We start from the raw sequence: 25,356 nt of genomic DNA on the forward strand, positions 1-25,356 counted from the left end.
AGGTGACCATCATTGCGAAAAGGACGAAGCCGGCCAGGAAGAAGACTACCGATCCTGTCCAGATTATGAAGCGCGGGCGGGTCTTGGGATTCTTGAACCCACCAACCAGCTTTCCAAGTGAAAGTTTCGGCATCAACGCCTCTTTTCGTCCGACTGCCCTACTCTAGTTTTCGTGAAAACGTGCACAACGCCTCCCGCGATTACACGATAATCCAATTACTATTCACGTTCAATAAGCGCATCTACAAAATCTCCACATTTTGCACGCGCTCAAGGAGCTTCCCCGCACGCATGAAAAGTAAAGTAGCGACCCCCGGTAAACCCCTATTCAACTGCGAGGATAAGAGAAACCTCCACCGGGGCACCCAAGGGGAGACTTGCGACCCCCACCGCCTCGCGTGCGTGCAAGCCCGCCTGCCCAAAAGCGATGCCGAGCACCTCGCTGGCACCATCGATCACCGCGGGATGCTGTGTGAAATCGGGGGTTGACGCAACATAGCCGACCAACTTCACCGGATGAACCTGCTTATCAAGGTCGCAGACTGTCGATGCCGCAACCAAACAGTTGATCGCGCACAACCTCGCGCACTCAACAGCATCTTCGATTGATAGCGCGACACCTACTGCCCCCTTCGCCACCAAGACTCCGTCCCTGACCGGGAGTTGCCCTGATGTGTATATGAGCGAGCCGACTCTGATCGCTGGAACGTATCGTCCCACCGGGGCCGGAGGTGGGGGAACCTCTATGCCAGCCTCAAGCAGTCTATCGAATACTCTATTGGCAGCCACCACTTCTCCCTACTTGAGCAAGAGCGAGTCGGCAACTCGATTCAGATCCACAATCGCCGAGGAGATCTGCCGCGAACTTTCCGCCGACTGCTGACTGACTTGTGCGACCTCTCGCATCGAAAGGACAACCTGATCTGAGGCCGTCCGCTGCTGCTGCGTTGCGATCGATATCTGCTTGGCTGCATCAGTAGTATTCTCAACCTGGCGGACAATGCGATCCAGTGAGTCCGCTGTCAGCTGCGCGAGTTGTTTGCCTTCCTCCACCTTCTGGGCTGTGCGTTCGGTAGACATGATCAACTGTGACGACGAGGTCTGGATCTCTCGAACGACGCGCCCGATTTCCTGGGTCGAGTCGGTGACAGAGTCGGCCAGCTTTCTGATCTCCTCGGCCACTACCGCGAACCCTTTGCCCGCCTCTCCGGCCCTTGCCGCCTCGATTGCGGCATTGAGCGCCAATATCTTGGTCTGTTCGGCGACGTCATCGATGATGACCAACACTCGCCCAATCTCTTGACTGCGTTCGCCCAGCACCAGGATCCTATCGGAAGCATGTTGGGTACTGGCCCGTATCTGTTCGATGCCGTCAGAAGTGTCGATGACTGAACGCATGCCTTCTTCGACAGTGGCAAGCGTCCTTTCGGCAGTTGTGGCCACCGAGGCCGAGTTGTCAGCGATCTGCTTGGACGTCTGCGCGAGCTCTTCAACCGTCGCCGATGTCTGGGTCACCGCGGCGGCCTGCTCGGCGGCCCCGGATGCTTGTTGCTCCGTGGCTGCGAGGACCTGGCTCGTCAAGGCGCGGAGCTCAGCATTGATGGAGATAGCTTGGTTGATGACGCTGTCTGCGCGTTGAAGTAGCTTCTTGACTTCCTCCTGCATGTCATCAACGCTGCCAGAGACTTGGACAGCAAACGAGGTGTTCTTTTGGGCCTCATTGAGAACATCGACGAAAAGCGCACGACTTGTCTTCAGTGCCACAAAGATGCAGAACAACCCAAGCAGAAGCCCGGCTGCGACGCATAGTATCCAGAACGCGATGTTCATTGCAGGACTCACGGGATCAACGAAGAATGAAGCTGCGAGAGGGAAGGCTACACCGATGCCCACACCTGCCAGCAGCATGGTCACCACAAGCCGACGGCCCGTCCTCGACATTCTCAAGTCAGCCAACTTCGCTCCAATCAGAGGACTACGTGCTCACATTTTAGCAATCGCACACGCAAGAGGCCACGGTTCCATGAGTAGACTTGCGCTTGGATACCCCATAGGGTATTATTCTATCCACTGCCCAGGATGGGCGGATGGCCGCCACGCGAGCAAGGTGATCAGTATGAGCAACCGCATATCTGTACAAGTCTTCGATAGAGCCTCTGGACAAAACTGCTTCTCCGTCGGCTGAGGGCCCTCTTGGTCTCCGGAGGAGATCACCACAATGATCGCGCATGAGCTGAATCGTCGATTCGGCGACTCGGTCACGGTCACATACCTGGACGCATCGAGCAGCGATGTTCGAGCGGAGCACTCGGAGATCATCGCGTCCATCGAGGCCAAGGGCCTCCTTTATCCCGTGACGCTGATCGATGGGGCCCCCAGATTCGAAGGCAGCGTCTCGTATCCATCGATCATGAGGATCGTCACCGAGAAAGTCGCCGACTTGGGGCATTGATCCCTCCAGCATCCACGGGAAACACTCGACCATCAATCCCTGTCTCGCTCCATCTTGTCCCACAACATGCCGACAAGACCTTTCTCTAGAAAATGATCCCATGCGCTGGCTCCCGCGGGATATTCCAATCCTCTGTCGTAGACCGCTCGCTTCTTCGAGTCCTTGAGCACGGCATATGCGGCGTTGATGCGCTGCATCTTGATGGTCGCATCATCGCCACTGCGCGAGGACGTCGGGGTGCTGCGATCAGGATGGTACTTCATGCATAGCGCCTTGTAAGCCTTCTCAATGACTTCTGGTTCGGCATCTCGATCCACCTGCAAGGTCTTGTAGTGACTCACGCGTTCGCCCCCTGTGACGTCTTCGTTAGTGGAGATTACACACCGCCTGAGGAACAACCCTCGCATCGAGATATATCTTCTCGGGCGAAGGACAAGTGGGGCCGGCGATTCGCGCCGACTCGGGACAGATAGTGACCTCGACAAAGCTTTCCGCTGGCGTTGGAGTTGCTGTCTCGCTAGCGGGTGCTTGAGGGGCGGGTGGTGGCGGCGCGGATTGTCTGAGTAGCGCTTGTGTCCGAGTCATGAACGCACCCCATATCTGTGTTGGGAAACTACCCCCACTTACTTGTATTCCTCGGACATTGGTCATATCCACTTGTCCCTCTCGGTGGCCGACCCATACTCCCGTCACGATGTTGCCCGTGAATCCAACAAACCACGCATCCCGATATGATTGCGTCGTTCCGGTCTTCCCGGCAACCGAGAGTCCAGGTATGCGTGCTGCCGCGCCTGTTCCAGACTCGACGGTCCCCACGAGCATCGCCGAGACCTGACGGGCGACCCGCTCCTCGATAGTCCTTTCGCTAACCCTGGTCGGCTCCCAGACGACATTGCCTTCCGAATCGGTGACTCGGGTAATCGCAACGGGAGCTACCCGATAGCCACCGTTCGCGAAAGTACCATACGCTGATGTCATCTCAAGAGGCGAGACGCCGATTTCCATCCCTCCCAGCGCGATAGCCGGGTTCGCATCGAGGGGGCTGGTGATTCCCGCCCGCCTGGCCATATCGACAACTGACTCCGCTCCCATATTCATGATCAATCGGGCGTAGACGGCGTTGACTGACCAGTCAGTGGCGGCCTGAAGAGTCACCCTCGGAGCGGTACTCTCGTTCTCGTAGTTGTTGACGGTCCATATCCCGTCTGTGACTCGCACCGTGTAGGGCGTGGCATCGAAAACCTGATCGGGCCGCACTCCCCTCTCGATCGCCTCCGCCAACACAAAGGTCTTGAATGCGGAACCGGGCTGACGACGCCCCTGAGAAGCGAGGTTGAACTGGTTGGTCGCGAAGTCCCGACCGCCGACCATGGTGACTATCTCGCCGGTCTTACTTTCGATCGCAACGATCGCATACTCCGGGTCGCCGACTCTCCCCAAGAACCTCGCGGCAGCCTTCTCGGCTTCTCTCTGAAGATCGGGGCGAAGCGTAGTGTATACCCGCAGGCCGCCAGTAAAGACGGGGTCGCTACCCAACTCCTCGATTAGCATCTGCTTGACGTGTTCCACAAAGTACGGAGCCACGTCAGGGGCATCTTTGCGGGCCGCCAATCCCAGGTCGAGTGAGGCGACTTCGCTCCTTACGACTTCGGAGATGAGCCCTTGCTGCTCCATGATCTCCAGTACCTCGTTGCGTTCACGCAGGGCAACTTCAGGCTGATTTATTGGGGATCGGGCGCCGGGTGAATCGATGAGAGCTGCGAGCATCGCAGACTGATGCAACGTGAGTTCGGATGCCCTCACTCCGAAGAATCGACCAGCTGCCGCCTCGATGCCGTAGGCACCGTGGCCGAAGTACACTGTGTTGAGATACCCCTCCAGCAAGCGCTCCTTCTCGACACGGGTGCTAAGCTCGTGGGCCAGTAGAGTCTCCTGGACCTTTCGGATAAGGGTACGTTCTTCGTCAGGGAACATCATCTTGACCATCTGCTGGGTTATTGTGCTCCCAGCCCCATCAACGCGGCCACCGCCGATGCCGGCAGAGGCCAAAATCACATCGAGGTCGAAGCCACGATGTTCGAAGAACCCCGGGTCCTGGGTAACTACGACCGCATCCTGAAGGGTCTTTGCTATCGCGCTCATCGGCACGATGGTGCGATCCTCGCCAGCATGCCATTGGGCGATCAGAGAGCCGTCAGATGCATACACCATCGAAGTCTGGGCTGCCTCGAACATGAGGGGGCCTTCTTCAAAATCCGGAAGTGTGGTCGACAGATAGAATATGTAGAAGCCCGCGGCGATGAACACCACCGCGCACAACGCGAAGACGGAGGCAGAAATCTTGAGCAAAGCCGCCACGCGGCCCGAGACAACCACTCGATTCCTCTCGTGACCTGACAAGTCGAGTAAACTGAAACTCCGAAAGTGTTCGTATTCGAGATTACCCAAAGGAAAGCGAACCTCGACCATGTTACCACGCAAGAATGAGTCCGATGCCGCTGAATCCTCTAAGAGCGGTGCATCGGTGACCAGTGCGCTGTTCAGTCAATGGGCGCGCCTGTTAGGCAGGGCCCTGCAGCCGTTCATCGGCATGCGATCGCGGCTCGGACGTCCGGGCATCTCGGTGCCGGACATTCGCACGATTGTTTCAGACGGTGTTGGTTTGCTTTCGGCTGGACGCAACTCGGCTGGACGCTCGACCACGGCGTTGGTTGTGCTCGCTGTGACTGCAATAGGCATAGGAGCGACAGTGTCTGTGCTCCTCAGCGCACAAGGGGTCTTGCAGGCGATAGTAGGCGCGCTGATCGGTATAGGATGGGTTGCGATCCGACTACCGATCATGCATGCGATCTTCAGCTCAGCCGACCCTGAGAGGAAGACGTGTTTGACTGAATCATGGGTTGCCGGATCGATACCGTATATCCTGGCGGTCAATCCACCACTACGATTCATCGCATGGTTGCTCGGCGCCGTGTTAGCCTATCGCGTGTTGTTGAAAGGTGGTGCCGACCGGAGAAGAGTGCGATCGACGATTGCGATCGGTTTCGGGTTCGAGGCCATCGGGGTGCTAGCTGTCCTCGCGACACGTTACGCGATGGTGCTCCTTGAGCTCCTCTAGTCGGATTCTCACACGATGGCTGGCTCTGGTGGGAACTTCTCGGCGACTACGATACCGCCTAGGATCAGCATAGCGCCCAGCAGCTGAGTCAGGGTAAGACGCTCTCCGAGGACCAGCGCTGCCAAGGCGACCGTGAACACGGGCTCGAAGGTGGAGACGATAGCGGCTCTCGATGCTCCCAGCCCTCGCAGCGCTTTGAGATAGAGAAGTATCGCAGCGAATGTCGGTAACAGGACTATGGCCCCGAGCAATGCCCACGTCACCGTGTCCCACTCCTTGGCCGTGAGTGGAGTAGAGGTAATCCACGCCGCCACCCCACAAAGTATTGCAGTGAACGCGAATAGATGCACCATCAGCGTTGTGCGAGGGCGACCGGGCAGCCAGCGGTGGCTCACGAGCGTGAACAGGGCATACCCAGCGGCCGCGCCAAAAGCGAGAAGCACCCCGACTGCCGAGGCCTCCATCTGTCCCGAAGCTGGACCGACAACGAAGACGCACCCGGCAAAGGTAAGGCCCACGGCCCAGGCCCTGCCGTTGGTCAAAGGAACCTTGAAGAACAGCCTTTCGGCGATTACCACCATTGCGGGGTAGGTGTAGAGAATGATCGCCACCACGGCGACATCAGCATGGGTCAGCGCGAAGAAGAAGCAGATCGAGGCAGCCCCATATCCTGCGAGCGAGATGACAGCGTAGCGGCCGATGTCGCCGACAGGGGCCACAAGCTTGCCGGGCCGTGTGATTGCCATGTACGATGCCAGCAACAGTGCTGCCAGAGCGAATCGCCAAGTGAGCAACTGTAAAGGCGTTGCTCCGCGTTCGTAGGCCAGACTCGCCAGGATGGCGAGTGTCCCAAAACATGCCGCCGCCAAAACGGCGTACGCCAGAAACCCAGATGATGTCCGATTCGAACCGCTCACAAGGCTGATAAACTGCCATGAGCGACGAGTGAAGTCAAGGAGGCCGCTGGTGCGGCGTTTCTCAAGATGGATTCCTGCCATAGGCGTTGTGTCGATCATTTGGTGGTCGTCATCGCAGCCAGGCTCGAACATGCCGCCAAACGATTTCAACTCGCTGGCCCACTTCGTCGTGTACGCGCTCCTTGCTGTGGCGATTCACTTTGCGCTCAGCCGCGACCACGACGCTCAAACAGTGTGGGTCTTTGCGATCTTGCTCGCATCGGCTTACGGAGTCGTTGACGAAGTCCATCAGTCCTTTGTGCCAGGCAGAACGCCAGACGTCGTGGACTGGGGATGGGACACGCTAGGAGCGGCTGTCGGAGCTTCGGTAGCTCGCAGCGTCAGTGGCAAGCGCCTTCATCAGCCGAAGGGGCACACCCCGACGATCAGAGGCGGCTAAGGCAGCACCGGGACGCATCAGTAAGAGTCTGCGGATCCGTCCTCATAGTAGGCATCCTCTTGAGTTGGAGGCTCGCGCCACTCTTCGTCCATGGCCAGCCCTGACCCACCTCTTCGGCCGTTGCTCTCTTCGCGGTAGTCAGGATACTCGGACTCCTGCGGCTCGCGCTCCTGAGGCTCGGACTCCTGCGGCTCCGAATGCTCGCCGCGTCGGCCTCTAGGCTCAGCGGGCTCGCTTTCATCGGCGGGATCGGCCTCTTCCTTAGGCTCGGCGGGGTCACTCTCGTACGTGCCCTCACTTTCACGGTACTCCGTCTCATCAGCATCGGTTGCTGGCGGAACGACAGGTGCGAGCTTCCTCTCGAGCGGCTCCTCGGCCGGTGGCTCGAGCGGAAGCAACTGTAAAGGCGTTGCTCCGCGTTCGTAGGCCAGACTCGCCAGGATGGCGAGTGTCCCAAAACATGCCGCCGCCAAAACGGCGTACGCCAGAAACCCAGATGATGTCCGATTCGAACCGCTCACAAGGCTGATAAACTGCCATGAGCGACGAGTGAAGTCAAGGAGGCCGCTGGTGCGGCGTTTCTCAAGATGGATTCCTGCCATAGGCGTTGTGTCGATCATTTGGTGGTCGTCATCGCAGCCAGGCTCGAACATGCCGCCAAACGATTTCAACTCGCTGGCCCACTTCGTCGTGTACGCGCTCCTTGCTGTGGCGATTCACTTTGCGCTCAGCCGCGACCACGACGCTCAAACAGTGTGGGTCTTTGCGATCTTGCTCGCATCGGCTTACGGAGTCGTTGACGAAGTCCATCAGTCCTTTGTGCCAGGCAGAACGCCAGACGTCGTGGACTGGGGATGGGACACGCTAGGAGCGGCTGTCGGAGCTTCGGTAGCTCGCAGCGTCAGTGGCAAGCGCCTTCATCAGCCGAAGGGGCACACCCCGACGATCAGAGGCGGCTAAGGCAGCACCGGGACGCATCAGTAAGAGTCTGCGGATCCGTCCTCATAGTAGGCATCCTCTTGAGTTGGAGGCTCGCGCCACTCTTCGTCCATGGCCAGCCCTGACCCACCTCTTCGGCCGTTGCTCTCTTCGCGGTAGTCAGGATACTCGGACTCCTGCGGCTCGCGCTCCTGAGGCTCGGACTCCTGCGGCTCCGAATGCTCGCCGCGTCGGCCTCTAGGCTCAGCGGGCTCGCTTTCATCGGCGGGATCGGCCTCTTCCTTAGGCTCGGCGGGGTCACTCTCGTACGTGCCCTCACTTTCACGGTACTCCGTCTCATCAGCATCGGTTGCTGGCGGAACGACAGGTGCGAGCTTCCTCTCGAGCGGCTCCTCGGCCGGTGGCTCGAGCGGAACCTGGCCGACTCCGATCTTCGAGGCGGCTTCTCTGATCGGAAACAACACGTCGCCGGGCGCAGACCGCATCACAGCGTAAGCGGTTCCGCCGAAGAGTGCGACGGCAAGCGCAGCAAGGGCCGCCATCCGCACCAAGCGAATCCCCGGACGAATGGGGGTGCGTGGAAGCGAAACACGAACAGAAGCCATGGTAGTCGCGCGGAGCCTCTGCCGAACATCCTCGGGCATAGGTGTCTCAGCGAGCTTGATGGCTCTCTCGAGTTCTTTATGTGCTCTATCAGTTCTCATCGTTCTGCTCTTCTATTATTCGAGCCAGCCTCTTCATGGCTCGATGCTGCAACGCCTTCACTGCGTTTTCCGTGCGGTCCAGAACCTTTGCGGTGGATCTCACATCCATATCCCAGATGAATCGGGCTACGATCACGGCTGCCTGCTCGCTGGTCAGTCTGGATATGCTCTCCTTCATCATCTCCGCGTCTACCTGCGCTAACACTACTTCGTCCACCACAATCGGGTCTTGCTCCGTGTAGCTCTCAATATCCTCGACCGGTTCGGGAGCCTTCGCGTTTCGCCTGTGATGGTCGACGATCGCATTGTGCGCGATCCGAAACAACCATGCCGAGAAGGGCGCTCCCGTCTGCCGATATCCTGCGACTGCTTCAAATGCCTTCAGGAAGACCGTCCCGGCGATGTCCTCGGCATCATGCTCCGTGCGCACACGGACTCGAATGTATCCGTAGACGCGATCGGCGTAGATGTCGAAGATCGCTCCGAAAGCCTCGGCATCTCCTCTGACGGCTTTCTTCACAAGCCTGTCAATGTGCCTTTCCTCGAACAGCCGTCTCAAAATGATCTCCTGATGGAATAACGTGATGACCCCTGTAAAAGTTACGGGCATGCTCCCGCCAATATGACGCAACCAGATGTGACTTAGTATATGCCACTCTCTGACGCCGCCTGTGGATCAATGCCCAACTGACGGACCTTGATCATGAAGTCGTGTGCGTTGTGCGCCATCGCCTTGGCATCGTCCAACGTGATCTTGCGATCCGTGTACAGCCGCAGGAGACTTTGATCGAACGTCTGCATCCCGTAATACTCCCCATCCTCCATGGCATCACGGATGATGTAGGTCTTGTCGGGATCCATGATGTACTCCCGGATCGTGCCGGTTGTTACCATGACTTCGACCGCCGGGACCAGTCCGCCGTTGATCGAAGGGATCAATCGCAAAGAGATGATGCCTTTGAGCGTCGAAGCCAGCATCAAACGAATCTGTTTTTGCTGATAAGGGGGAAAGAAGTCGATGACCCTGGTGATGGTTTCTGTGGCATCTATCGTATGCAGCGTCGATAGGACGAAGTTGCCGATCTCGGCAGCCGTCATTGCCGCTGCCACGGTCTCATGGTCGCGCATCTCCCCGATTAGGATGACGTCCGGATCCTGCCGAACCACATGACGCAATGCATCTGCATAGCTGTCGGTGTCGATGCCGATCTCTCGCTGATTGACGATACACCTGTTGTCCTGATGCAAGACCTCGATTGGATCCTCGATCGTAACGATGTGACCATCCCTGGTCGAATTGATATGATCGATCATCGCAGCTAGTGTGGTGGTTTTTCCCGAACCTGCTGTTCCGGTCACCAACACCAGACCCCGAGGCTCATTAGCTAGAGCTCGAACCGTAGCTGGTAGCCCCAGGGACTCGATGCTCTCCCGCTCGGTCGTGACGCGACGCAGCGTCATTCCAATGCTTCCCCGCTGGTGGAAGACGTTCACCCGAAAGCGCCCGACTCCGGGCAGTGAATAAGCGAAGTCTATCTCTCGGCGCTGTTCGAAGGAGTGAATCTGACGCTCATCCATCATCCCGTTGGCAAGAATTCGCGTCTGTTCAGGATTCAGCGACTGGAACTGCTCCCGTAGCACTATCAGGCGCCCGTTGAGTCTGATTGCAGGCGGACTCCCCGCCTTCAGATGAAGGTCGGATGAACCCTTCTCGGTCATAAGTTTAAGAAGCCCGTCGATCTCGGCCATCAGACACCACCTTGGAATATCCGCACACTCAACCAAAACGATACATCACTGTGTATCGGCATGTTCGAGCGGTCTCTCCAGTGTTGGCGCTTTAGGGGCGCGTGGCACCCGCAAAATCCCGGCGGGTCATCGGATCGATCGAGACCACATCTCCGGTACGCGGTGAGTGGATGTAACGGCCTCCACCAACGTAGATGCCCACATGATGGATCGGCCTGCCAAAGAACACCAGGTCGCCCGGTTGCAGGTCTTGCCTAGACACCCGCTGTCCGACATTGATCTGCTGTCTGGACACCCGAGGAAGGTTGACGCCCACCTGGCGGAACACGTAACGCGTGAAGCCGCTGCAGTCAAATGAGTTGGGTCCGTTTCCGCCCCACTTGTACGGAGTACCCAGGTACCGCTTGGCGATGTTGACTACCTCGCTCCGGGCAGCCCTAGTCGGGGCAGGGAAGTTACGGTCGCGTGGTTGGCTCCGCCGGGTTGAAGCTGTTCTGAGTTCGGCCTCGGCCCTAGCCCTGTCGGCCCGCTCGATTGCAGCGATCTCATCTTCGATTCCCTGGAGCATCCGCCGACGATCGGCCAGTTTGCCTTCGGCAGACGCCCTGCGGGCGGCCATGACTGAGAGTGCCTCAGCAGCCGCTGCCTCCTGAACGACTAGCTCTGCCTCATATCGCTCAGCCTTGGCGCGCGCCTCTTTGAGGGAGCCGACGTTCTCGGCCTCCTCCCTATTCATCTCCTCGAGCATCATCCATGTCGAGGTGAACTCCTCGAGATCTTGTGTGCTAAGCAAGACTTCCACGAATTGCAGTGGTCCTCGGCGGTACATCGCCTCGGCGCTCGCCGACAGGTAATCCTCAAGCACAGATATCCTTGCGTTGGTTTTCTCGAGCTCCGAGCGCGTCTCGTTGATCTTCTGGGTGACGTCCGCGTGCTTCTCGGCAGCTTCGTTGTGATCCTCGGCAGCAAGGGCCAGCTGCCTGTCCAACTCATCGAGCTGGGCCTTCACGCGCCTGGCCTCTTCGCGCCTCTCGGCTAACGCCGGGTTTGCTGTCGCAGACCCCGCGGCTACCTGGAGTGTCAGAGCCGCTAGCAGCGTAATCATAGCTATGCGATATACAACCTTCAGGGTTATCCCTCCCCAAAATGTGGGCTTCGTTTCAGTTTCCATACACGTCAAAAGTGTACCACTATTGAATATCTTCAACTCCGGGAAGCATATTCCGGGCCAACAAGGCCCCTAGATGGCATCCGAATCGGAAGCCGGCAGAGGACGGGGGGAAGGACTTTTGCCGTGCCACAGATGTCGCAGCGCCTCAAGCGCACTCGCTGTCTCTGTGCCGAAGATGCCGTCAACCGCATGTCCACAGCTTCGCTGGAACTCGCGCACCGCCGCCTCTGTGCTGGCTCCAAAGATCCCGTCCTCAGCGCCAACGCTGAATCCCAGCGCATTCAGCGCCCCTTGCAACACCTTCACGTCATGCCCATGAAAGTAGGGCAGCCGAAGATACAGCGTTCTGTCACCAAGGATGAAGGTGCTATCCACGAGCGCGGACCAGGTCGCCTGTCCGACTACTCCGTCGTCGGGTAGGCCGTGCTCCTGCTGAAAGTTGCAGACAGCTTCTTGAGTCCTGCCTAGAAATACTCCGTCGACACCCGTTCTTCCCAGGTCATACCCGAGCATCAGTAGACGTCTTTGAATGTCCTCTATTGCAGGGCCTCTGGTGCCCGGGGTTATCGGCTTCACTGCTGGCCAGCCACCCTGACCTGATTCTTCCCAGCGCGTTTTGCGATATACATGGCTCGATCGGCTTCCTCAAGCAGCCCCGAGGCTCGATCAGCATTCCCAGGAAAGGATGCTACTCCCAAGGAGATGGTCTTGCGTACCGGAGGGATATCATGGCCGCCCCTGAACTCGGTACCTTCGACCTCCGCACGGATCCTCTCCGCCACTGCAAGGGCTCCCTCGGCGTCTGTTTCGGGAAGGAGGACGACGAATTCTTCGCCTCCGTATCGGGCAGCAACATCGATCTCTCGCAAGTTGTTTCGGATGATGGAGCTGACCGTCTGAAGAACTTTATCTCCTCTTGGGTGACCGTAGGTGTCGTTGAACGCCTTGAAATCATCGATGTCAGCAAGGATCAGGGACAGGCTATGTCCGAAGCGCTCCGCGCGTATGAACTCCTCGGATAGGCGCTGCTGGAAGTATCCGTGATTGTATAGCTCGGTCAACCGGTCCGTCACGGAGAGACGCTCCAGCTCCTCATGGAGGAGCGCGCTCTGTAGCGACAGTGAGGACTGATTGCCGATGACCCGAAGTCGATCACTCTCCAGTTGGGTCAATGCACGATAGATCGAAGAACCCACGACCAGAACGCCCATCACTTGGTCTCCGGTGCGGAGTGCAACCGCCGCTTGGGAGCGAATGACACCAGGGACGCTGAACCAACTTGAGGACTCAGACTCATATGGGACGTCTTTCTCCTGCGCAGTCCCGTCTCTAAAAGCGGTCCCGAGAATACTCTCTTGAACAGGAATGATATGTCTGAAGTTGTCTTCGGACCGTCCCTGGAACGCTGCAAGCTGCAAGGTCCAGTCATCGCGCGACACGAGATACACACAAGATATCTCAGCGCCGAGAATGCCGTTGGCGCCGTCGACGATCAGGGAGCAAACATCATCGACCCTACTATACGAAGTGAGTGCCTTGAAGAACTCGTGTGTGAAGAAGATCTCGGCAAGTCGTCGCTCCAGCTCTTCGTTGGTGCGCTCCAGCTTGACCTTGTTCTCCTGAAGGTTGCGTTCGTGGCTGCGGATCCTGTCGTAGGCCACCTGCAGCTCCACAAACAGCTTCTCCTGCTCTTCGCCCCTTTTCTTTGCCACGAGCAGGTCCCAGATTAGACCCGAGCCGATTGAGCCTATGAGCTCCACATCCGCAGGGCGCTGAAATTTGAGCGAGCGTTGAATCTCCTCGTCATCCGAAATGTCGATGATCAAATCCAACTCTGGAATCTGGTATATCTCGGTGAAGTCCGGTGTTGTGAACAAGCCGAGATCCGCGGCAAGGCGTGTGGCTGGAGCACTCGGATTGGGAGAACTGATAGCTACGATGTCGACGTTATCCGCTTCGCTGAGCAACCGAAGGATAGAGGCGGCCCGAAGATTGCCTCCCACGATGGCAACACGGAATTTACCAGGGGTCGAATCCAATGATTGCGCCTTGGCTCCTTGAATCTTGTCGATGATTCGTTGTTCTCTTTGTGGGTTCACAGTCTAATCACACCATACACATAGCTTCGGACCAGGAACAGACCTGTGTCTAGATGTAGCTCGACAGTCCTGGCATGTCGTTCACCAGTATCTTCGGCAATTAGAGGTATTCGCAATAGCCTTAGCTGGTTCTTCGCCTCGACGACATTCCGCTGTCCTATGCCTGCCAATAGCCCGTCGAACTGGAACATCGAGGCTCCGCCGGCCATCTTTGCGACTAGGGACCTCCTCTTGGATCCGAGGGCCTCAAGGCGCCTGACCATCTCCGGAAGGGCAAAGACGACGAATCGTTCATTGTTTCCAGGATGCTGGTGTCCCAGCGGGGCGGGCAACATCGCATGGGCCAGGGCGCCCCTTTTCAGCACGGAGTCCCAGAGTACGACTCCGACACAAGAGCCCAAAGCCTTGGTCACCAGATACTCTGGGTGGGTGGCAACGCCGAGTGCGCCGAGGCCGACTTCGACGGCGGTCCCACGTGGTTCACTGCGATCCGGTCTAGGATTTGGCGCCATAGGAAATCACTTGACTCCAAGTCTTCCCAGGATGACCTCGAGTGCCTCGGTGTCGGGCAAGAATAGCAGGGCCGTGTCGACAGAGGCATCCTCGCTGGTGAATATGGTTCTTACGAAGATCGTCTCATCCGACAAAAAGCTCATCTGTATCGCAACGCTCTCGAGTACTGCGCCTGCCATATCGAGCGCGAAGTGTGGAGTGTTGGGCAGTACACTCAAATCCGTCATTCGGCCTATTGCCGCAGCGTATGCAGCAATCAGGATCGAGGCTGTGTGAGTCAGCAGCTTCTCCTCTTCAAGCCCGAACGACTTCGCTGTCTTAGGTGGACGCCCTCTCATCATGTCCACTAGGCCCAGCGAGGAGTCGCGATCCGCCATGAACAGCATATTCGCATGGGCGTCTCCAAGTAGCTTGACGAACACTGCGCCAACTAGTCTTTCGGGCCCACCGAACACATTGGGGACATCGGAAAAAGGGACTATCTCCAGGGTTGGAGAGGATATCCCAATCGGATTGTCAGTCAACTGGGACAGGGCAGTCGCTGCATGGCCGGCCCCGATATTCCCGAGCTCGCGGATAGCATCCAGCTGCAACTCCGACAACTGTCCGATCTTCATTTGTGATCCTCTCATCCAGAGAACAGTGTCCGTGGGTCGATGATTAGGGCCACCCGTGCATCTCCTAGGACAGTAGCGCCACTAAGGCCCTTGGTATCCCGGAACATAGGTGACAGCGGCTTGATGACAGCCTCGGTGCGCCCACCAAGACTTTCGACAATCAAGCCTCGCTTACCCCCATCTGGACTGTGGATCAGAATGATCTGCTCCTTAGAATCGGCTGCCGGGCCATCGTTGTCGCTCAGTCCCAAAACGCGATCGAGTCTGTGTAAGGGAATCACCGCATCATCTCGGTAGACCATTACCGGCATCCCATCGATCGTATCGATGCTCACAGTTTCTGCGGCCAGGACTTCATCCACAAAGCTCAGGGGCAGGGCAAATGTCTGTCTCCCCGCACTGACCAGAAGGACCTGGATGATCGCGAGCGTCAACGGCAACGTCAACTCGAAGTCCGTGCCAACACCACGTTTCGAACTGATCGCCAACGACCCGCCAAGATACTCAATCTTACCTTTGACCGCATCCATTCCCACCCCGCGCCCGGATACCCGAGTGGCATTTTCCACAGTGGAGAACCCAGGGGCGCAAGTAAGCATGAGCACGTCTTCGTCATCGAACGTCGCCCTGTCATCCGGGTTCACTAGACCGACCGAGCAGGCCTTGGTCCAAATGCGCTCCGTATCGATGCCCGCTCCGTCATCGCTGATGGTAATCCGGACAGTGTCCCTCTCGCGCTTGGCGGATAGAGTGACGGTCCCCTTGGGTGGTTTGCCAGCAGCCTTACGGGCATCGGCTTTCTCGATCCCATGATCGATGCTGTTTCGGAGTAGATGGACGATCGGGTCTCCAATTTCATCGAGAACCGTACGATCCAGCTCTATGCCCAGGCCATCCATTCGAAACACAACTTCTTTGTCCAGCTCGCGGGCTAGATCCCGAACCATCCGCGGGAACCTGTTGAAGATGTTCTCCACCGGAACCATGCGTGTGTCCATTACCACGTACCGAAGTTCCGTCGATATCCTGTGCAGGTCCTCCACGGCATCATCCAAAGCGCGATTTCCCATCGCTTCGGCGATTCGGTCCAATCGGGAACGGAACGTGATCAACTCACCCACCAAGTCGACCATGGAGTCTAGGTATCCGATTGAGATGCGGACCGTTTGCGTTTCGAGGATCATCGGGGTGTCTCGGCGTCTGGATGAACCGGAGGAACCATGTTGGTCGCTAGAAGCTTTGGTCTCACTCTGCGGCACTATGGCTTCCTCGACGACTCTGGCATCTGCGACTTCGGTCACCGCGGTGACGGCTCTTGTCAACTCGGAAGCGGCGCTCGCGGTCTGAACCTTCACCGTGAACTCGAGGTCGAAGCGTTCATCTTCGATATCCCTCGCCGAAGGGATAGTGTCAGTCACGGTCCCCAGATAGTTCAGGCGCTTGATCACCATGTACGCCCTCACAGCTTTCAGCACACAGTCCTCTTCAAGCGTGACTACCACGGAGTACGAACGCGCGCCATCACCTTCGGTGCGCGGCGTCGCTGAGTGGCCGCCGGCTTCAGAAGCCAATCGAACTGTCGAAGGATCACTTCCCCTGGAGTCGTCAACATGCTCATCAGCTAGAGGCCCCGACTTCGGGTCCCGAGAGTCCGCCGTCTGCATCTCGACTATCCTAGCTACCAACTCGCTGAAATCGGTGGCATCAGTTTGGCCCGAGGACTCTTCGGCTATTGATCTTCGAACTGCATCAACCGCGTCGAGCATCAGGTCGACAAGCTCAGCATCCACTTTCCGGTCGCGGCGCCTGACCCGATCCATCAGTTCTTCCATAGTGTGCGTGAGATCAGCAGTTCGCTCGTAGCCCATCGCGGCCGACATGCCCTTCAGGCTGTGGGCACCTCGAAACACCACTTCGACGTGCGCGAGGTCATGAGGGGTTTCCTCCAGTGCGAGTAGCCCGTCAGTGATTGACTGCAAGTAGTCGGTACTCTCAGACAGAAAGAGGTCCTTGTAGGCGTCCATCTCACTCATTGGAGTCCGCCCGCCTCAAGGCGCGTCGAATCTGAAATGCCACACTGTCGACCGGCACCACATGCTCGGCGACGCCCGCACGAACCGCGGTTCCCGGCATCCCCCATACGACACTGGTCTGTTCATCTTGAGCTATGGTTGCCCCGCCGGCAGCTTTCACTGCGGTAAGCCCGATTGCGCCATCCTTGCCCATGCCACTCAAGATCACCCCGACCGTCTTCTTGCCGTATTCACTCGCGATGCTTGCGAGCAAAGGATCGGCGGCGGGTCTGACCCCATGCAATGGTGGGCCATCATCGAAATGGATCCTAGGGCCGGTAGCGGCACTCTTGACCCGCATGTGCGCTCCGTAGGGAGCGATGTAGGCTTTGCCCGACAAGACCGGCATCCCGTCACGAGCTTCAACCGCCTCCACACAGCCCGCCTTGGATATCCTGCGAGCCAACGATGCCGAGAATCCTGTCGGCAGGTGTTGGACAACGAGATAGGCCGCAGGAAGTGAGTCCTCCAAGCCAGCAAAGACCCTCTCAAGTGCTGGAGGGCCGCCCGTGGATGAGGCTATCCCGACGAGATACGAAGGAGGGCCATTAGATTGCAAGTCATTCCCGCAACAGTCAGCCCTGTCAAAGTGGGAACGCCTGTCTGCAGTCCTGTTCTCCAGACCGCTTGCGATCTCACGCACCCTGGAAGGGTCGATCCGGTATGCAGTGCGAATCTTCTTGAACAGTAACTCAGAAAGCTCCGTCATCGAACTCGCCATTCCCGCCTTGGGTTTGCAGACGAAGTCGACGGCCCCAGCACTCAGTGCCTGATAGGTTGTGTCGGAGTCATCTAGAGAGCTCAGCATGACCACCCTCGCATCGCACTTGTCTGCGATGTACGGCAGCGCCTCGATGCCGCTCAGTTCGGGCATCTCGATGTCCAAGGTGATTACATCCGGTTTGAACTGATCTGCAAGCGCGATTGCTTCGACTCCGGTTTTGGCGGTTCCAACGATCTCTAGCCGAGGGTCGACTCCAAGTGCCCTCGTGAGCATCTGCCGGATCAAAGCAGAGTCGTCCACCACCAAGACTTTGATGCTCGCCGCTCTGCGCATCGGCTCAGGGGGTCCGAGGCCGCAAACACTTGTTGATGGTATCCAGCACTTTGGTCGGCTGGAATGGTTTAACAAGGAAGTCCAAGGCGCCAGCCTCGAGCGCCTCCATGATGAGCTTCTGTTGCCCCATCGCGCTCACCATGAGAACGCGTGCGCCAGAGTCTGAGCTCATGATAGCCCTGAGTGCGTCGATCCCGTTCATCTCCGGCATCGTGATATCCATTGTTACGAGGTCGGGTTTGATCTCCTCGTACTTCTCAACCGCGTCGCGCCCATTCACCGCTTCATAGATGACGAAACCTTCCGTGGACAAAATGTCCCTGATCATCATCCGCATGAAAGCCGCATCGTCAACGACCAGAACCGTTTTAGACATCCCCGTACCCCTCCGCTTCAACGGATTGTTCTATATCGATTAGGGCTGCTCGAGGGAGCGCCCTATCCAGATCGATCAATATGACCAGCGCTCCATCTTTGTGGGCCACTCCTTCGAATATCTCGCCGTTCCGGCCACTGACAACTGCATCCGGAGTCGGCTGTATCGAGCTCGAATCGATAGGCGTGACCTCGTGAGCGGCATCGACCGCAAGTCCTAGCACACCGGCATCACCCTCGACGACAACGAGCCTCGAGCCCACTCTCTGTACGAAGGGCTCGCGCCCAAGCCTAGTCGCAAGGTCAATCACCGGAATCACCTTCCCGCGAAGGTTGACAACCCCGAGCACCGACTCGGGGCACCTAGGCACCGGTGTGGGCTGCGCATAATCAACGATACTCTGTACCCGCCGGATGTCGAGTCCGTACTCCTCGGATCCGAGCCGGAAGATCACATATATCCTGCTGTCTTTATCGCCTATGGTAGTCACTGCCGATCACTAGACCCTCAGCTGACTTACGGCTTCTTCAAGCTTGTTCGCCATCGTGGATAGCTCTTGGGCCGCCGAAGCGATCTCTTCCATGCAGGCGGTTTGCTGCTCTGTGGCTGCTGCAGTCTCCTCGGCAGAGGCAGCGTTTTGCTCGACGATGGCAGCAATGTCGTGCATCGCCGAATCGACCTCAGCCGCACGAGGTACCTGGTGTTTCATCGCCTCGGCGATAGCCTGTGACAAGATCGCCGTCCGCGAGACAGCCTCGTTGATCTGGCGAAGAGCCTCGCCCGTCTTGCCGACGATCTCGCTGCCTACTTCCACCTCTCGGGTTCCGAGCTCCATGTACTTGACGGCCTTAGCGGTCTCTTCCTGTACCTCAGCGATCAGGCCCGAGATACGCTGCGCAGCTTGTGTAGAGCCTTCGGCGAGCTTGCGTATCTCGTCGGCGACCACCGAGAAGCCTCTTCCGGACTCCCCGACTCTTGCCGCCTCGATAGCGGCGTTCAGTGACAGGAGGTTCGTCTGATCGGCGATCGCGGTGATGACATCGACGATTGACCCGATCTCGTTGCTGCGTCGACCGAGAAGCTCCACCGACGTCGCGAGGGTCTCGATCGCTTGCTGGACCTCGGATATCTTGACGATGGCCTCGTCTGTGGCCTGTTGCCCGAATGCCGAGTACCTAGCAGCCTCATCACTGATGCTTGCAGCTTCCTGAGCCTGTCCCGACACCTCGTCGGTGATCCTGTTGATCGCCTCTATAGCTCGCGTGGTCTCGTCAATCTTGTGCGACTGCATCTCTGCGCCGTGTGCGATCTGTTGGACCGATGAGGATATCTCGACTGCCGAGACGGAGACCTCCTCAGAGGATGCGGAAAGCTCATCGGAGGCTGCCGCCACCGATTCGGCCGACAATCTTACCTGATTGACGATCACCGAGAGAGACTCGAGCAGGCGGTTGCAGTCCTCGGCGAGTAGGCCGATCTCGTCTCTTCTGACGACCGTGACCCTCTGGCCCAGATCGCCATCGCCCACCAGGACCATCACTCCGCCGAGATCTCGAAGGGGCCTCAGCACCCTCTCTTTGAATTGCCAGCGCCAGAGCAGGGTCCCGGGAACAGCCAGTACGAGCATGAACACTGAGCCTGCGAGTATGACAGGCAACATATCCGAGAACGTCAGGTCCAGCCAAACAGCAGCGAACACAGCGGAAAGTATGAGTCCCGTCAGAACCGGTGGACCAATCGTGGCCCAGGTCAGAAAGGTGAAGGCGAGAGATAGGCCCCCCTTGACCACACTGCTCCGATGTTCCTGTTGCATACGGCGACAACCTCCTTGTCCTAGTGGCGCGAATTGAGCATGCGCGCACCCTCCGCAAAGGTATCACAAGCCGTCGGTCTTGCGATACACCCGCTCTCTGCCCTGGATCGATTCGAACTTGCCTGCCATCGAAGAAGGCATCTTCTCGCTCTTCCCCAAGACGAGATAGCCACCCTTCGTGAGCGAGGACCAAAACTTTTCGAGAATCTTCTCCTGCTGATCTTTGTTGAAGTATATGAAGACGTTGCGACAGAGGATCAGGTCGACCATCCCCACCGGGCGATCTGAGAAGAGATCGAGTGGACGGAATCTCACGTGTTTGGTGACTTTTGGACGAATCGTGAAGCGATCGTCGGCGAACTCAAGATACTTCGCCTGCAGCGCTTTTGGGATGTGCGATGCACGGCTGATTGGGTAGTTAGCTTGTTTGGCGAGCGCTAGTGCATTGACGTCGAGGTCGGTGCCAACCACAGAGAAGTGGACCTCCCTCCCGTACGGACCAAGGGTCTCCAGCAGCGCCATTGCCAAGGAGTATGGCTCTTCCCCAGTTGCACATCCTGCAGACCAAATCCGAATGAGGCGGTTCCTCGACCCGCGCTTGCGATCAACCAGTTCCGGCAACACCTGTTTTGCCAGGAACCGATACATCGATGGGTCTCGGAAGAAGTCGGTTACATTGATGGTGAGCGTGTCAAGCAATAGGACCCTCTCGCCCGGCTCATCGGCAAGATGCTGGCAGTATTGCCTATACGTCTTTAGGCGAAGCACGCGCATTCTGGCCGCAACTCGACGCTCGACGTACGACCGTCGATAGTTCGAGAGGTCGATATCGCAGGCGTCGCTGATTTTCTCGATCAGCCTATTGGCGTCACCTTTGTGTCCGGACTCCTTTGGGGTGCCGATCAACAGTCTCGCTCCTGATGCCAATTAGCGCGGAATTAATGTAGGATACTACCATCTTTCTGGAAGGACAGGACATGAGCTCTCGGTCTACCCTGGTAAAGGTTCTGATCGCCGTGACGAGCGTCATGATGTTCGTTACATCGACCGGCCTTACCCTTGCCCTCGCAAATGATTACAGAATGCGCGAGATCATACCTGCCCGCGTCCACCTGGCCGACGGCACATCCCTCGCCGGTCTGGATCGGAACCAGGCCCGCAAAGTTATCCTCGATCGCCTGGACGGAGACCAGGAGGACGTGTTCACTGCGTCTCTAGGCGACCGCCACTTCACCTTCGACGTCGATGACGCGGTGGGTGTCGATGCCGAAGCCATGCTGGATGTGGCCCTAAAGGGTCGGACCGAAACACCTCTGGTGCGCAGGATGCTCTCGCAGATTACCGGGGAATCCGAGGGGCTCGCCGTTCTACCGATATACCAGATCGACGAGGATGTCCTAGCCGGCTCGATCCAGGCGATTGCATCCAAGGTGCACGCCCCGCCGGTGGATGCGGCGATATACATCCGTGAGGGCCGGATTGCAAAGCGGTCCTCAGCGTATGGCCAAAACCTCGAGGTCGAAGAGAGCACCAGGCGAATTGAGGAGGCACTGAGTGCTGGCGTGAGACGTGCGGAGCTAAGCGTAAAAGAGGTTCCCCCGGCGATAGCGGACGCGAATCTCGGCCGGACGATCGTGGTCTCGCTGTCTGAGCGCAGGCTTCGCCTTTACGAGGGGATGGAAGTCAAGCGAACCTATCGGGTCGCAGTCGGAGCACCAGGGCACTCCACCCCCAGGGGTACATGGGAGGTCATAAACAAGCGCAGAAATCCGACGTGGCGCAATCCGGGCAGCGAGTGGGCCCGAGACATGCCAGCGGTCGCTCCTCCTGGGGTCAACAATCCACTGGGCACCAGGGCGCTCGACCTGAACGCTCGCCTCATCAGGATCCACGGAACTTCGAGAGACTACTCGATCGGAACAGCTGCCAGCCGAGGATGCATCAGGATGCATCGCTGGGATGTCGAAGAGTTGTTCGAGCTCGTCCCCGTGGGAACTCCGGTGCTGATAGTCCGCTAATCGTCGGCCCGAGTCAGCTGACATGAGTTGCCGAGTAGAGCACGAGCACTCTAACGCGAGTAGGTTTCGATTCCCCCTGCGTGACACTGAGTAGCGCAGCTCCCGCCTGTCGGCGACTCGACCCAACCCAGCCCAGTCCTTATCAGATGTGTGTTCTGTCGCGAGCCGTGGGACACGTGACAGGTAGAACACGCAAGTCCTGCCCCACTTGTGTGCAGCGAGTGCAATCTGGGCTCAGCCAAGCTGGGGTCTCTGAAGTTGCTGGTGGATGCGGGCACAAGGTCCTCGGTGCCGGTGAAGTAAACCGTGTACCTGTGACATGAGTAACACAGCATCGCCTCATCATCGGGACGCGCGCCCCAGTACTCCCTGCTTAGCAGTGGAGCGGCCTCGCTGGTGTGAGGGCCGCGCGGTTTTGTTGGGTCGCTATTGCCGTGGCAGTCCACACAGTACAGCACCGTCGAGGTCGTCAACGCCGGCGTGGTAGCTACGAACGAGCCTGGCGTGTTCTCGGCTTGAGATGTGCCCGACTGGATCAGGTGGAACGATGGGTTGTTCACGTTGAACTGCATTGCGATGTCATCCGGACCTCCTGGAGCGCGACTCCAGCCGGAGTGGCACTCGAAGCAGACCTCGTGCTCGTAGCGGACCCCTTGCCGCTGGAGGTATGTGATCGTCGAAGTCGTATCGAACCGCGCATCCACACCCCATACTCCACGCAGGGTGCCGTAAACGGCGGGTGCAGTGGCATTTCGCGGGGTAGGCGTGCTTGTCGCAGCGTGCGGACTGTGGCAATCCACGCACTCGACGTGCAGCTCAGCCGGTGGACTCTCGGTGGAGACATGCGCGGTGAACGGCTGCGTCGCGTCCCTTGCGACCGACACAGGATGCCGAGAAGCCCCGACACCTCCCAGGTCGACGACTGCCACGGCAGGCGTGCTACCGGCCCTCTCGGCGCCTCCGGCACTGTAAGTCACCGGTGCTACAAGCGCATCTCCCGCGGCGTTCGCGCGGAACACCTGCACCGAGGGGGCCACATGGCGATCGGTCCGCAGCGGGCCCCAGGACCCAGCGTTGGCTACCACGAGCTCACCGCGGCCACCAACCGCCGAGTCAACATCGCCAAACGCGAGTGAGGCGGTCGCATAACCCAGCCCAGTCGCCGAGAAAACCGGAGGCGTCACGAGGCCAGCGGCGGAATCGCGCTCGAACACGTTGATACCACTTGTGCCGCCACTGTTGCGCAGAGCAACGACCGTCTCGGCGCCTGCGACTTCGGGAAGGACATCAGCGATGAGCGTGTCCCACGCGACCGCTCCTGCCGGTCCGGTAGCAGCATAAGACCCCACCAACCCGGTGCTGACGCTGAAGATCGACACCGTGTCCGTAGTCTCGAGCGAGTTGGCAACCGCGATCTCGTTGCCGGGGCTGTCCTGGCTCGCATCGCCGATGCTCGGGCCCCGCGGACCCGCCAGGACGCCCTCGGTGGCGGTGTAGCTGCGCACTGGGATCGCCCCTAGCTGCCCGGGGGTCGTCACAGACTCGCTGTACACACTGATCGACGGGCCGCTTGTGGCGGTGATAGCGATGTCGCTCCTGTCGGCGCGGGTCAAGCGCCCAATCGCGATTCCGGACACATCGTCATCGAGCGCGATGGGGCCGCCGATCTCGGCAAGTCCGCCGCCAGTGGCATCCCAGCGGTAGAGCCAAAGCGTGCTGTTGGCAGTCGCATCTGCCGAGCGGGACACCACGACCACCTCGGGTCTTCCAGAGCCGTCAAGGATCACGTCGCCGATGGCGACCATCGATGGAGTCGTGGTTATGGAAACCGTGGAAACCGTCACCCCGGCCAGCGGATCAGGTGTCGCGAGCGTCAAGCGGCGGGCGACGGAGTCCGCGATCACAAGTTCGCTGAAGCCCAGTCCTCGAATGTCGCCGGAGGCCATGTCAGCAGCCACCCCTGGGACATCGAACTCCCGGGGTCCCACCAATCTCTGAGGTGCGGTGCCTGTCGTCGGCTGAGAGTAGAGTGCAAGTCGGTCGAAAACGCTCGGCTCACGGCCAGCGTTGTACGCGACTGCGACCTCAAGCCTGGGTGCCTCGGCAGGTGGGAAGCGGAACTGCGCGATGTCGGCTGCGACCGTCGCGAGTGCGGAGGTGCTGCTGTGGCAAGCATCGCAAAGTTCGCGGCCGGGTCGCTCCAGCAACCTCGGGAAGAGGTTGCCCGCCGTGTCAGTGCGCCCCATCGGATTGTGGCAGGTCTGGCATTCGCCGATGGTGCGGCTTGATTCCGCCGAGGCCCACTCGCCCGCGATCGCGAGAGTTGCCGGAGCCATCCCGTGAACAGTGAACTCGAACACCGTGCGGCCAGGGAATGTGCCCTGAGCCCCCGCATGGCAAGTGAAGCAGAAGGTGCGATCATTGGCAGCAACCGTCTGAGTCGATGGCGCGGCTGGCGGAGCGACAACGGTCCTGATGAGCGGGGCGACTGGAGACCCGTGGGACACATGGCAGTTGGAGCAGGTCACACCGGTTCCGGAGGCCGGGGCGGTCATCTCGGCAGCATGGGCGGTCCTGCGCCATACTTCGATGCCGCTGAAGCTACTGCCCTCCCGGATGCCATGACACGCGGCGCAGAAAGCATCGCCGGAGTTGATCGTGACGGTGCTGCCCTGACTTGCAACCACGCTCAGCAGTGCCGGATAGGGCATCCCGCCGGGCATCCGCTGGGAGCCGTGACTGTCGTGGCAGGAAGAGCATCGCTTCGGCGATGGACCGAACTCGGAAGGCGAGGGAGCGATACTGTGCGCCGAGGAAGCCTCGAAATCCGATTGCACGTCGATTGCCGAGCCCAGGCCTTCGACCCCGTGACATGAGAAGCATAGTTGCGTATCGGCGGCACCCGAGTACACGCCGACAATGAGCGCAGTGCGGGTGGTGTCGCCGGAGCTGCCTTCGATGGTCCTAGTGATGTCGCTCGCCGCTGTGTGGGCACGATGACAGATAGCGCATGCGTCAGTCTCGAGCTCGGTAGGCACATGGGGAGGTACGACGGTTGTGGCTAGAACTGCCGGGGCACAAGCGAGGGCTATAGCGGCGCAGCATGCAGTAGCCACCAGGAACCCGGTGCGCCGAACACCCTTGCCCGAATACGCGACAAAGAGTCGCGGTATCCCTAGCACCATCGTGAGACCGTCCTTGACTGCCGGAAAGACGTTGTATATCACGTGACTGACACTGAGTAGCAGTATATCGCCGAATAACCCGAAACGCACTGGAAATCCACGTATACAAGCAATTCC

The 25,356-nt window shown here is 58.7% G+C and carries 26 protein-coding genes; 5 read left to right on the plus strand and 21 right to left on the minus strand.

Going from position 1 to position 25,356, the window contains the following annotated elements; all coding sequences use genetic code 11:
- Positions 1-324: 324 nt before the first annotated feature.
- Together M1617_03575 and M1617_03580 are read right to left on the minus strand one after the other, a co-directional pair.
- Positions 325-789, minus strand: coding sequence for a RidA family protein (locus M1617_03575; GenBank protein MCL5887369.1), 465 nt, complete (start codon positions 787-789; stop codon positions 325-327).
- Positions 790-798: 9 nt separating this feature from the next.
- Entirely contained in the window at positions 799-1,956 is a 1,158-nt protein-coding gene (locus tag M1617_03580; protein ID MCL5887370.1) for a methyl-accepting chemotaxis protein, read from the minus strand.
- A 262-nt stretch (positions 1,957-2,218) separates the two neighbouring features.
- Here M1617_03580 and M1617_03585 point away from each other — a divergent pair, with 262 nt between their 5' ends.
- The gene (locus tag M1617_03585; protein MCL5887371.1) at positions 2,219-2,452 is read left to right on the plus strand and encodes a DUF1462 family protein; all 234 of its coding nucleotides are present in this window, start codon (positions 2,219-2,221) and stop codon (positions 2,450-2,452) included.
- A gap of 32 nt (positions 2,453-2,484) precedes the next feature.
- Here M1617_03585 and M1617_03590 read toward each other — a convergent pair whose 3' ends face one another.
- Both M1617_03590 and M1617_03595 read right to left on the minus strand, forming a co-directional pair.
- Positions 2,485-2,793, minus strand: coding sequence for a DnaJ domain-containing protein (locus M1617_03590; protein ID MCL5887372.1), 309 nt, complete (start codon positions 2,791-2,793; stop codon positions 2,485-2,487).
- 25 nt (positions 2,794-2,818) lie between these two features.
- Entirely contained in the window at positions 2,819-4,828 is a 2,010-nt protein-coding gene (locus M1617_03595; protein ID MCL5887373.1) for a transglycosylase domain-containing protein, read from the minus strand.
- Between the two features lie 91 nt (positions 4,829-4,919).
- Between M1617_03595 and M1617_03600 the strand changes: the two genes are divergently transcribed.
- Positions 4,920-5,570 carry a hypothetical protein gene (locus M1617_03600; GenBank protein ID MCL5887374.1) on the plus strand — a complete coding sequence of 217 codons (651 nt, stop codon included), beginning with the start codon at positions 4,920-4,922 and terminating at the stop codon, positions 5,568-5,570.
- Positions 5,571-5,578: 8 nt separating this feature from the next.
- Here the strand turns inward: M1617_03600 and M1617_03605 are convergent, their stop codons facing one another.
- Positions 5,579-6,586, minus strand: coding sequence for a DMT family transporter (locus tag M1617_03605; GenBank protein MCL5887375.1), 1,008 nt, complete (start codon positions 6,584-6,586; stop codon positions 5,579-5,581).
- A gap of 31 nt (positions 6,587-6,617) precedes the next feature.
- On the opposite strand from M1617_03605, the gene M1617_03610 reads away from it, so the two are divergent.
- Complete coding sequence (locus tag M1617_03610) at positions 6,618-6,926, plus strand: VanZ family protein (protein MCL5887376.1); 309 nt, start codon at positions 6,618-6,620, stop codon at positions 6,924-6,926.
- A gap of 17 nt (positions 6,927-6,943) precedes the next feature.
- Here the strand turns inward: M1617_03610 and M1617_03615 are convergent, their stop codons facing one another.
- Complete coding sequence (locus M1617_03615) at positions 6,944-7,546, minus strand: hypothetical protein (protein ID MCL5887377.1); 603 nt, start codon at positions 7,544-7,546, stop codon at positions 6,944-6,946.
- Between the two features lie 31 nt (positions 7,547-7,577).
- Here M1617_03615 and M1617_03620 point away from each other — a divergent pair, with 31 nt between their 5' ends.
- A complete protein-coding gene (locus M1617_03620) occupies positions 7,578-7,886 on the plus strand; it encodes a VanZ family protein (GenBank protein ID MCL5887378.1) in 309 nt (102 codons plus the stop codon).
- Positions 7,887-7,903: 17 nt separating this feature from the next.
- On the opposite strand, the gene M1617_03625 is transcribed toward M1617_03620, so the two are convergent.
- The 14 genes from M1617_03625 to M1617_03690 all read right to left on the minus strand — a co-directional run bounded on the left by M1617_03625 (position 7,904) and on the right by M1617_03690 (position 20,942).
- Positions 7,904-8,569, minus strand: coding sequence for a hypothetical protein (locus M1617_03625; protein MCL5887379.1), 666 nt, complete (start codon positions 8,567-8,569; stop codon positions 7,904-7,906).
- Positions 8,559-9,128, minus strand: a complete 570-nt coding sequence (locus tag M1617_03630) for a sigma-70 family RNA polymerase sigma factor (protein MCL5887380.1) — start codon at positions 9,126-9,128, stop codon at positions 8,559-8,561. The genes M1617_03625 and M1617_03630 overlap by 11 nt, the downstream gene beginning before the upstream one ends.
- 83 nt (positions 9,129-9,211) lie before the next feature.
- Complete coding sequence (locus tag M1617_03635; GenBank protein MCL5887381.1) at positions 9,212-10,318, minus strand: PilT/PilU family type 4a pilus ATPase; 1,107 nt, start codon at positions 10,316-10,318, stop codon at positions 9,212-9,214.
- 91 nt (positions 10,319-10,409) lie between these two features.
- Positions 10,410-11,489 carry an NlpC/P60 family protein gene (locus tag M1617_03640; GenBank protein ID MCL5887382.1) on the minus strand — a complete coding sequence of 360 codons (1,080 nt, stop codon included), beginning with the start codon at positions 11,487-11,489 and terminating at the stop codon, positions 10,410-10,412.
- Positions 11,490-11,558: 69 nt separating this feature from the next.
- Entirely contained in the window at positions 11,559-12,065 is a 507-nt protein-coding gene (locus M1617_03645; protein MCL5887383.1) for a peptidoglycan-binding protein, read from the minus strand.
- Positions 12,062-13,588 carry a sensor domain-containing diguanylate cyclase gene (locus M1617_03650; protein MCL5887384.1) on the minus strand — a complete coding sequence of 509 codons (1,527 nt, stop codon included), beginning with the start codon at positions 13,586-13,588 and terminating at the stop codon, positions 12,062-12,064. The genes M1617_03645 and M1617_03650 overlap by 4 nt, the downstream gene beginning before the upstream one ends.
- Complete coding sequence (locus tag M1617_03655) at positions 13,585-14,100, minus strand: chemotaxis protein CheD (GenBank protein ID MCL5887385.1); 516 nt, start codon at positions 14,098-14,100, stop codon at positions 13,585-13,587. Before M1617_03655 ends, M1617_03650 begins: the two co-directional genes overlap by 4 nt.
- Before the next feature lie 6 nt (positions 14,101-14,106).
- A complete protein-coding gene (locus M1617_03660; GenBank protein ID MCL5887386.1) occupies positions 14,107-14,718 on the minus strand; it encodes a chemotaxis protein CheC in 612 nt (203 codons plus the stop codon).
- Positions 14,719-14,729: 11 nt separating this feature from the next.
- Positions 14,730-16,751 carry a chemotaxis protein CheA gene (locus M1617_03665; GenBank protein ID MCL5887387.1) on the minus strand — a complete coding sequence of 674 codons (2,022 nt, stop codon included), beginning with the start codon at positions 16,749-16,751 and terminating at the stop codon, positions 14,730-14,732.
- Positions 16,744-17,847 (minus strand): chemotaxis response regulator protein-glutamate methylesterase, encoded by a 1,104-nt coding sequence (locus M1617_03670; GenBank protein ID MCL5887388.1) that lies wholly within the window; start codon positions 17,845-17,847, stop codon positions 16,744-16,746. The genes M1617_03665 and M1617_03670 overlap by 8 nt, the downstream gene beginning before the upstream one ends.
- A 4-nt stretch (positions 17,848-17,851) precedes the next feature.
- The gene (locus tag M1617_03675; GenBank protein ID MCL5887389.1) at positions 17,852-18,223 is read right to left on the minus strand and encodes a response regulator; all 372 of its coding nucleotides are present in this window, start codon (positions 18,221-18,223) and stop codon (positions 17,852-17,854) included.
- Complete coding sequence (locus M1617_03680) at positions 18,216-18,713, minus strand: chemotaxis protein CheW (protein MCL5887390.1); 498 nt, start codon at positions 18,711-18,713, stop codon at positions 18,216-18,218. Before M1617_03680 ends, M1617_03675 begins: the two co-directional genes overlap by 8 nt.
- Positions 18,714-18,722: 9 nt before the next feature.
- Positions 18,723-20,036 (minus strand): methyl-accepting chemotaxis protein, encoded by a 1,314-nt coding sequence (locus tag M1617_03685; protein MCL5887391.1) that lies wholly within the window; start codon positions 20,034-20,036, stop codon positions 18,723-18,725.
- 63 nt (positions 20,037-20,099) lie between these two features.
- Positions 20,100-20,942 (minus strand): protein-glutamate O-methyltransferase CheR, encoded by an 843-nt coding sequence (locus M1617_03690; protein ID MCL5887392.1) that lies wholly within the window; start codon positions 20,940-20,942, stop codon positions 20,100-20,102.
- 71 nt (positions 20,943-21,013) lie between these two features.
- Here M1617_03690 and M1617_03695 point away from each other — a divergent pair, with 71 nt between their 5' ends.
- Positions 21,014-22,054, plus strand: coding sequence for a L,D-transpeptidase/peptidoglycan binding protein (locus tag M1617_03695; protein ID MCL5887393.1), 1,041 nt, complete (start codon positions 21,014-21,016; stop codon positions 22,052-22,054).
- A gap of 50 nt (positions 22,055-22,104) precedes the next feature.
- Here M1617_03695 and M1617_03700 read toward each other — a convergent pair whose 3' ends face one another.
- A complete protein-coding gene (locus tag M1617_03700) occupies positions 22,105-25,329 on the minus strand; it encodes a NapC/NirT family cytochrome c (protein MCL5887394.1) in 3,225 nt (1,074 codons plus the stop codon).
- Positions 25,330-25,356 lie beyond the last annotated feature (27 nt).

Source organism: Actinomycetota bacterium, from assembly GCA_023488435.1.
Taxonomy (GTDB): domain Bacteria; phylum Actinomycetota; class Coriobacteriia; order Anaerosomatales; family UBA912; genus UBA912.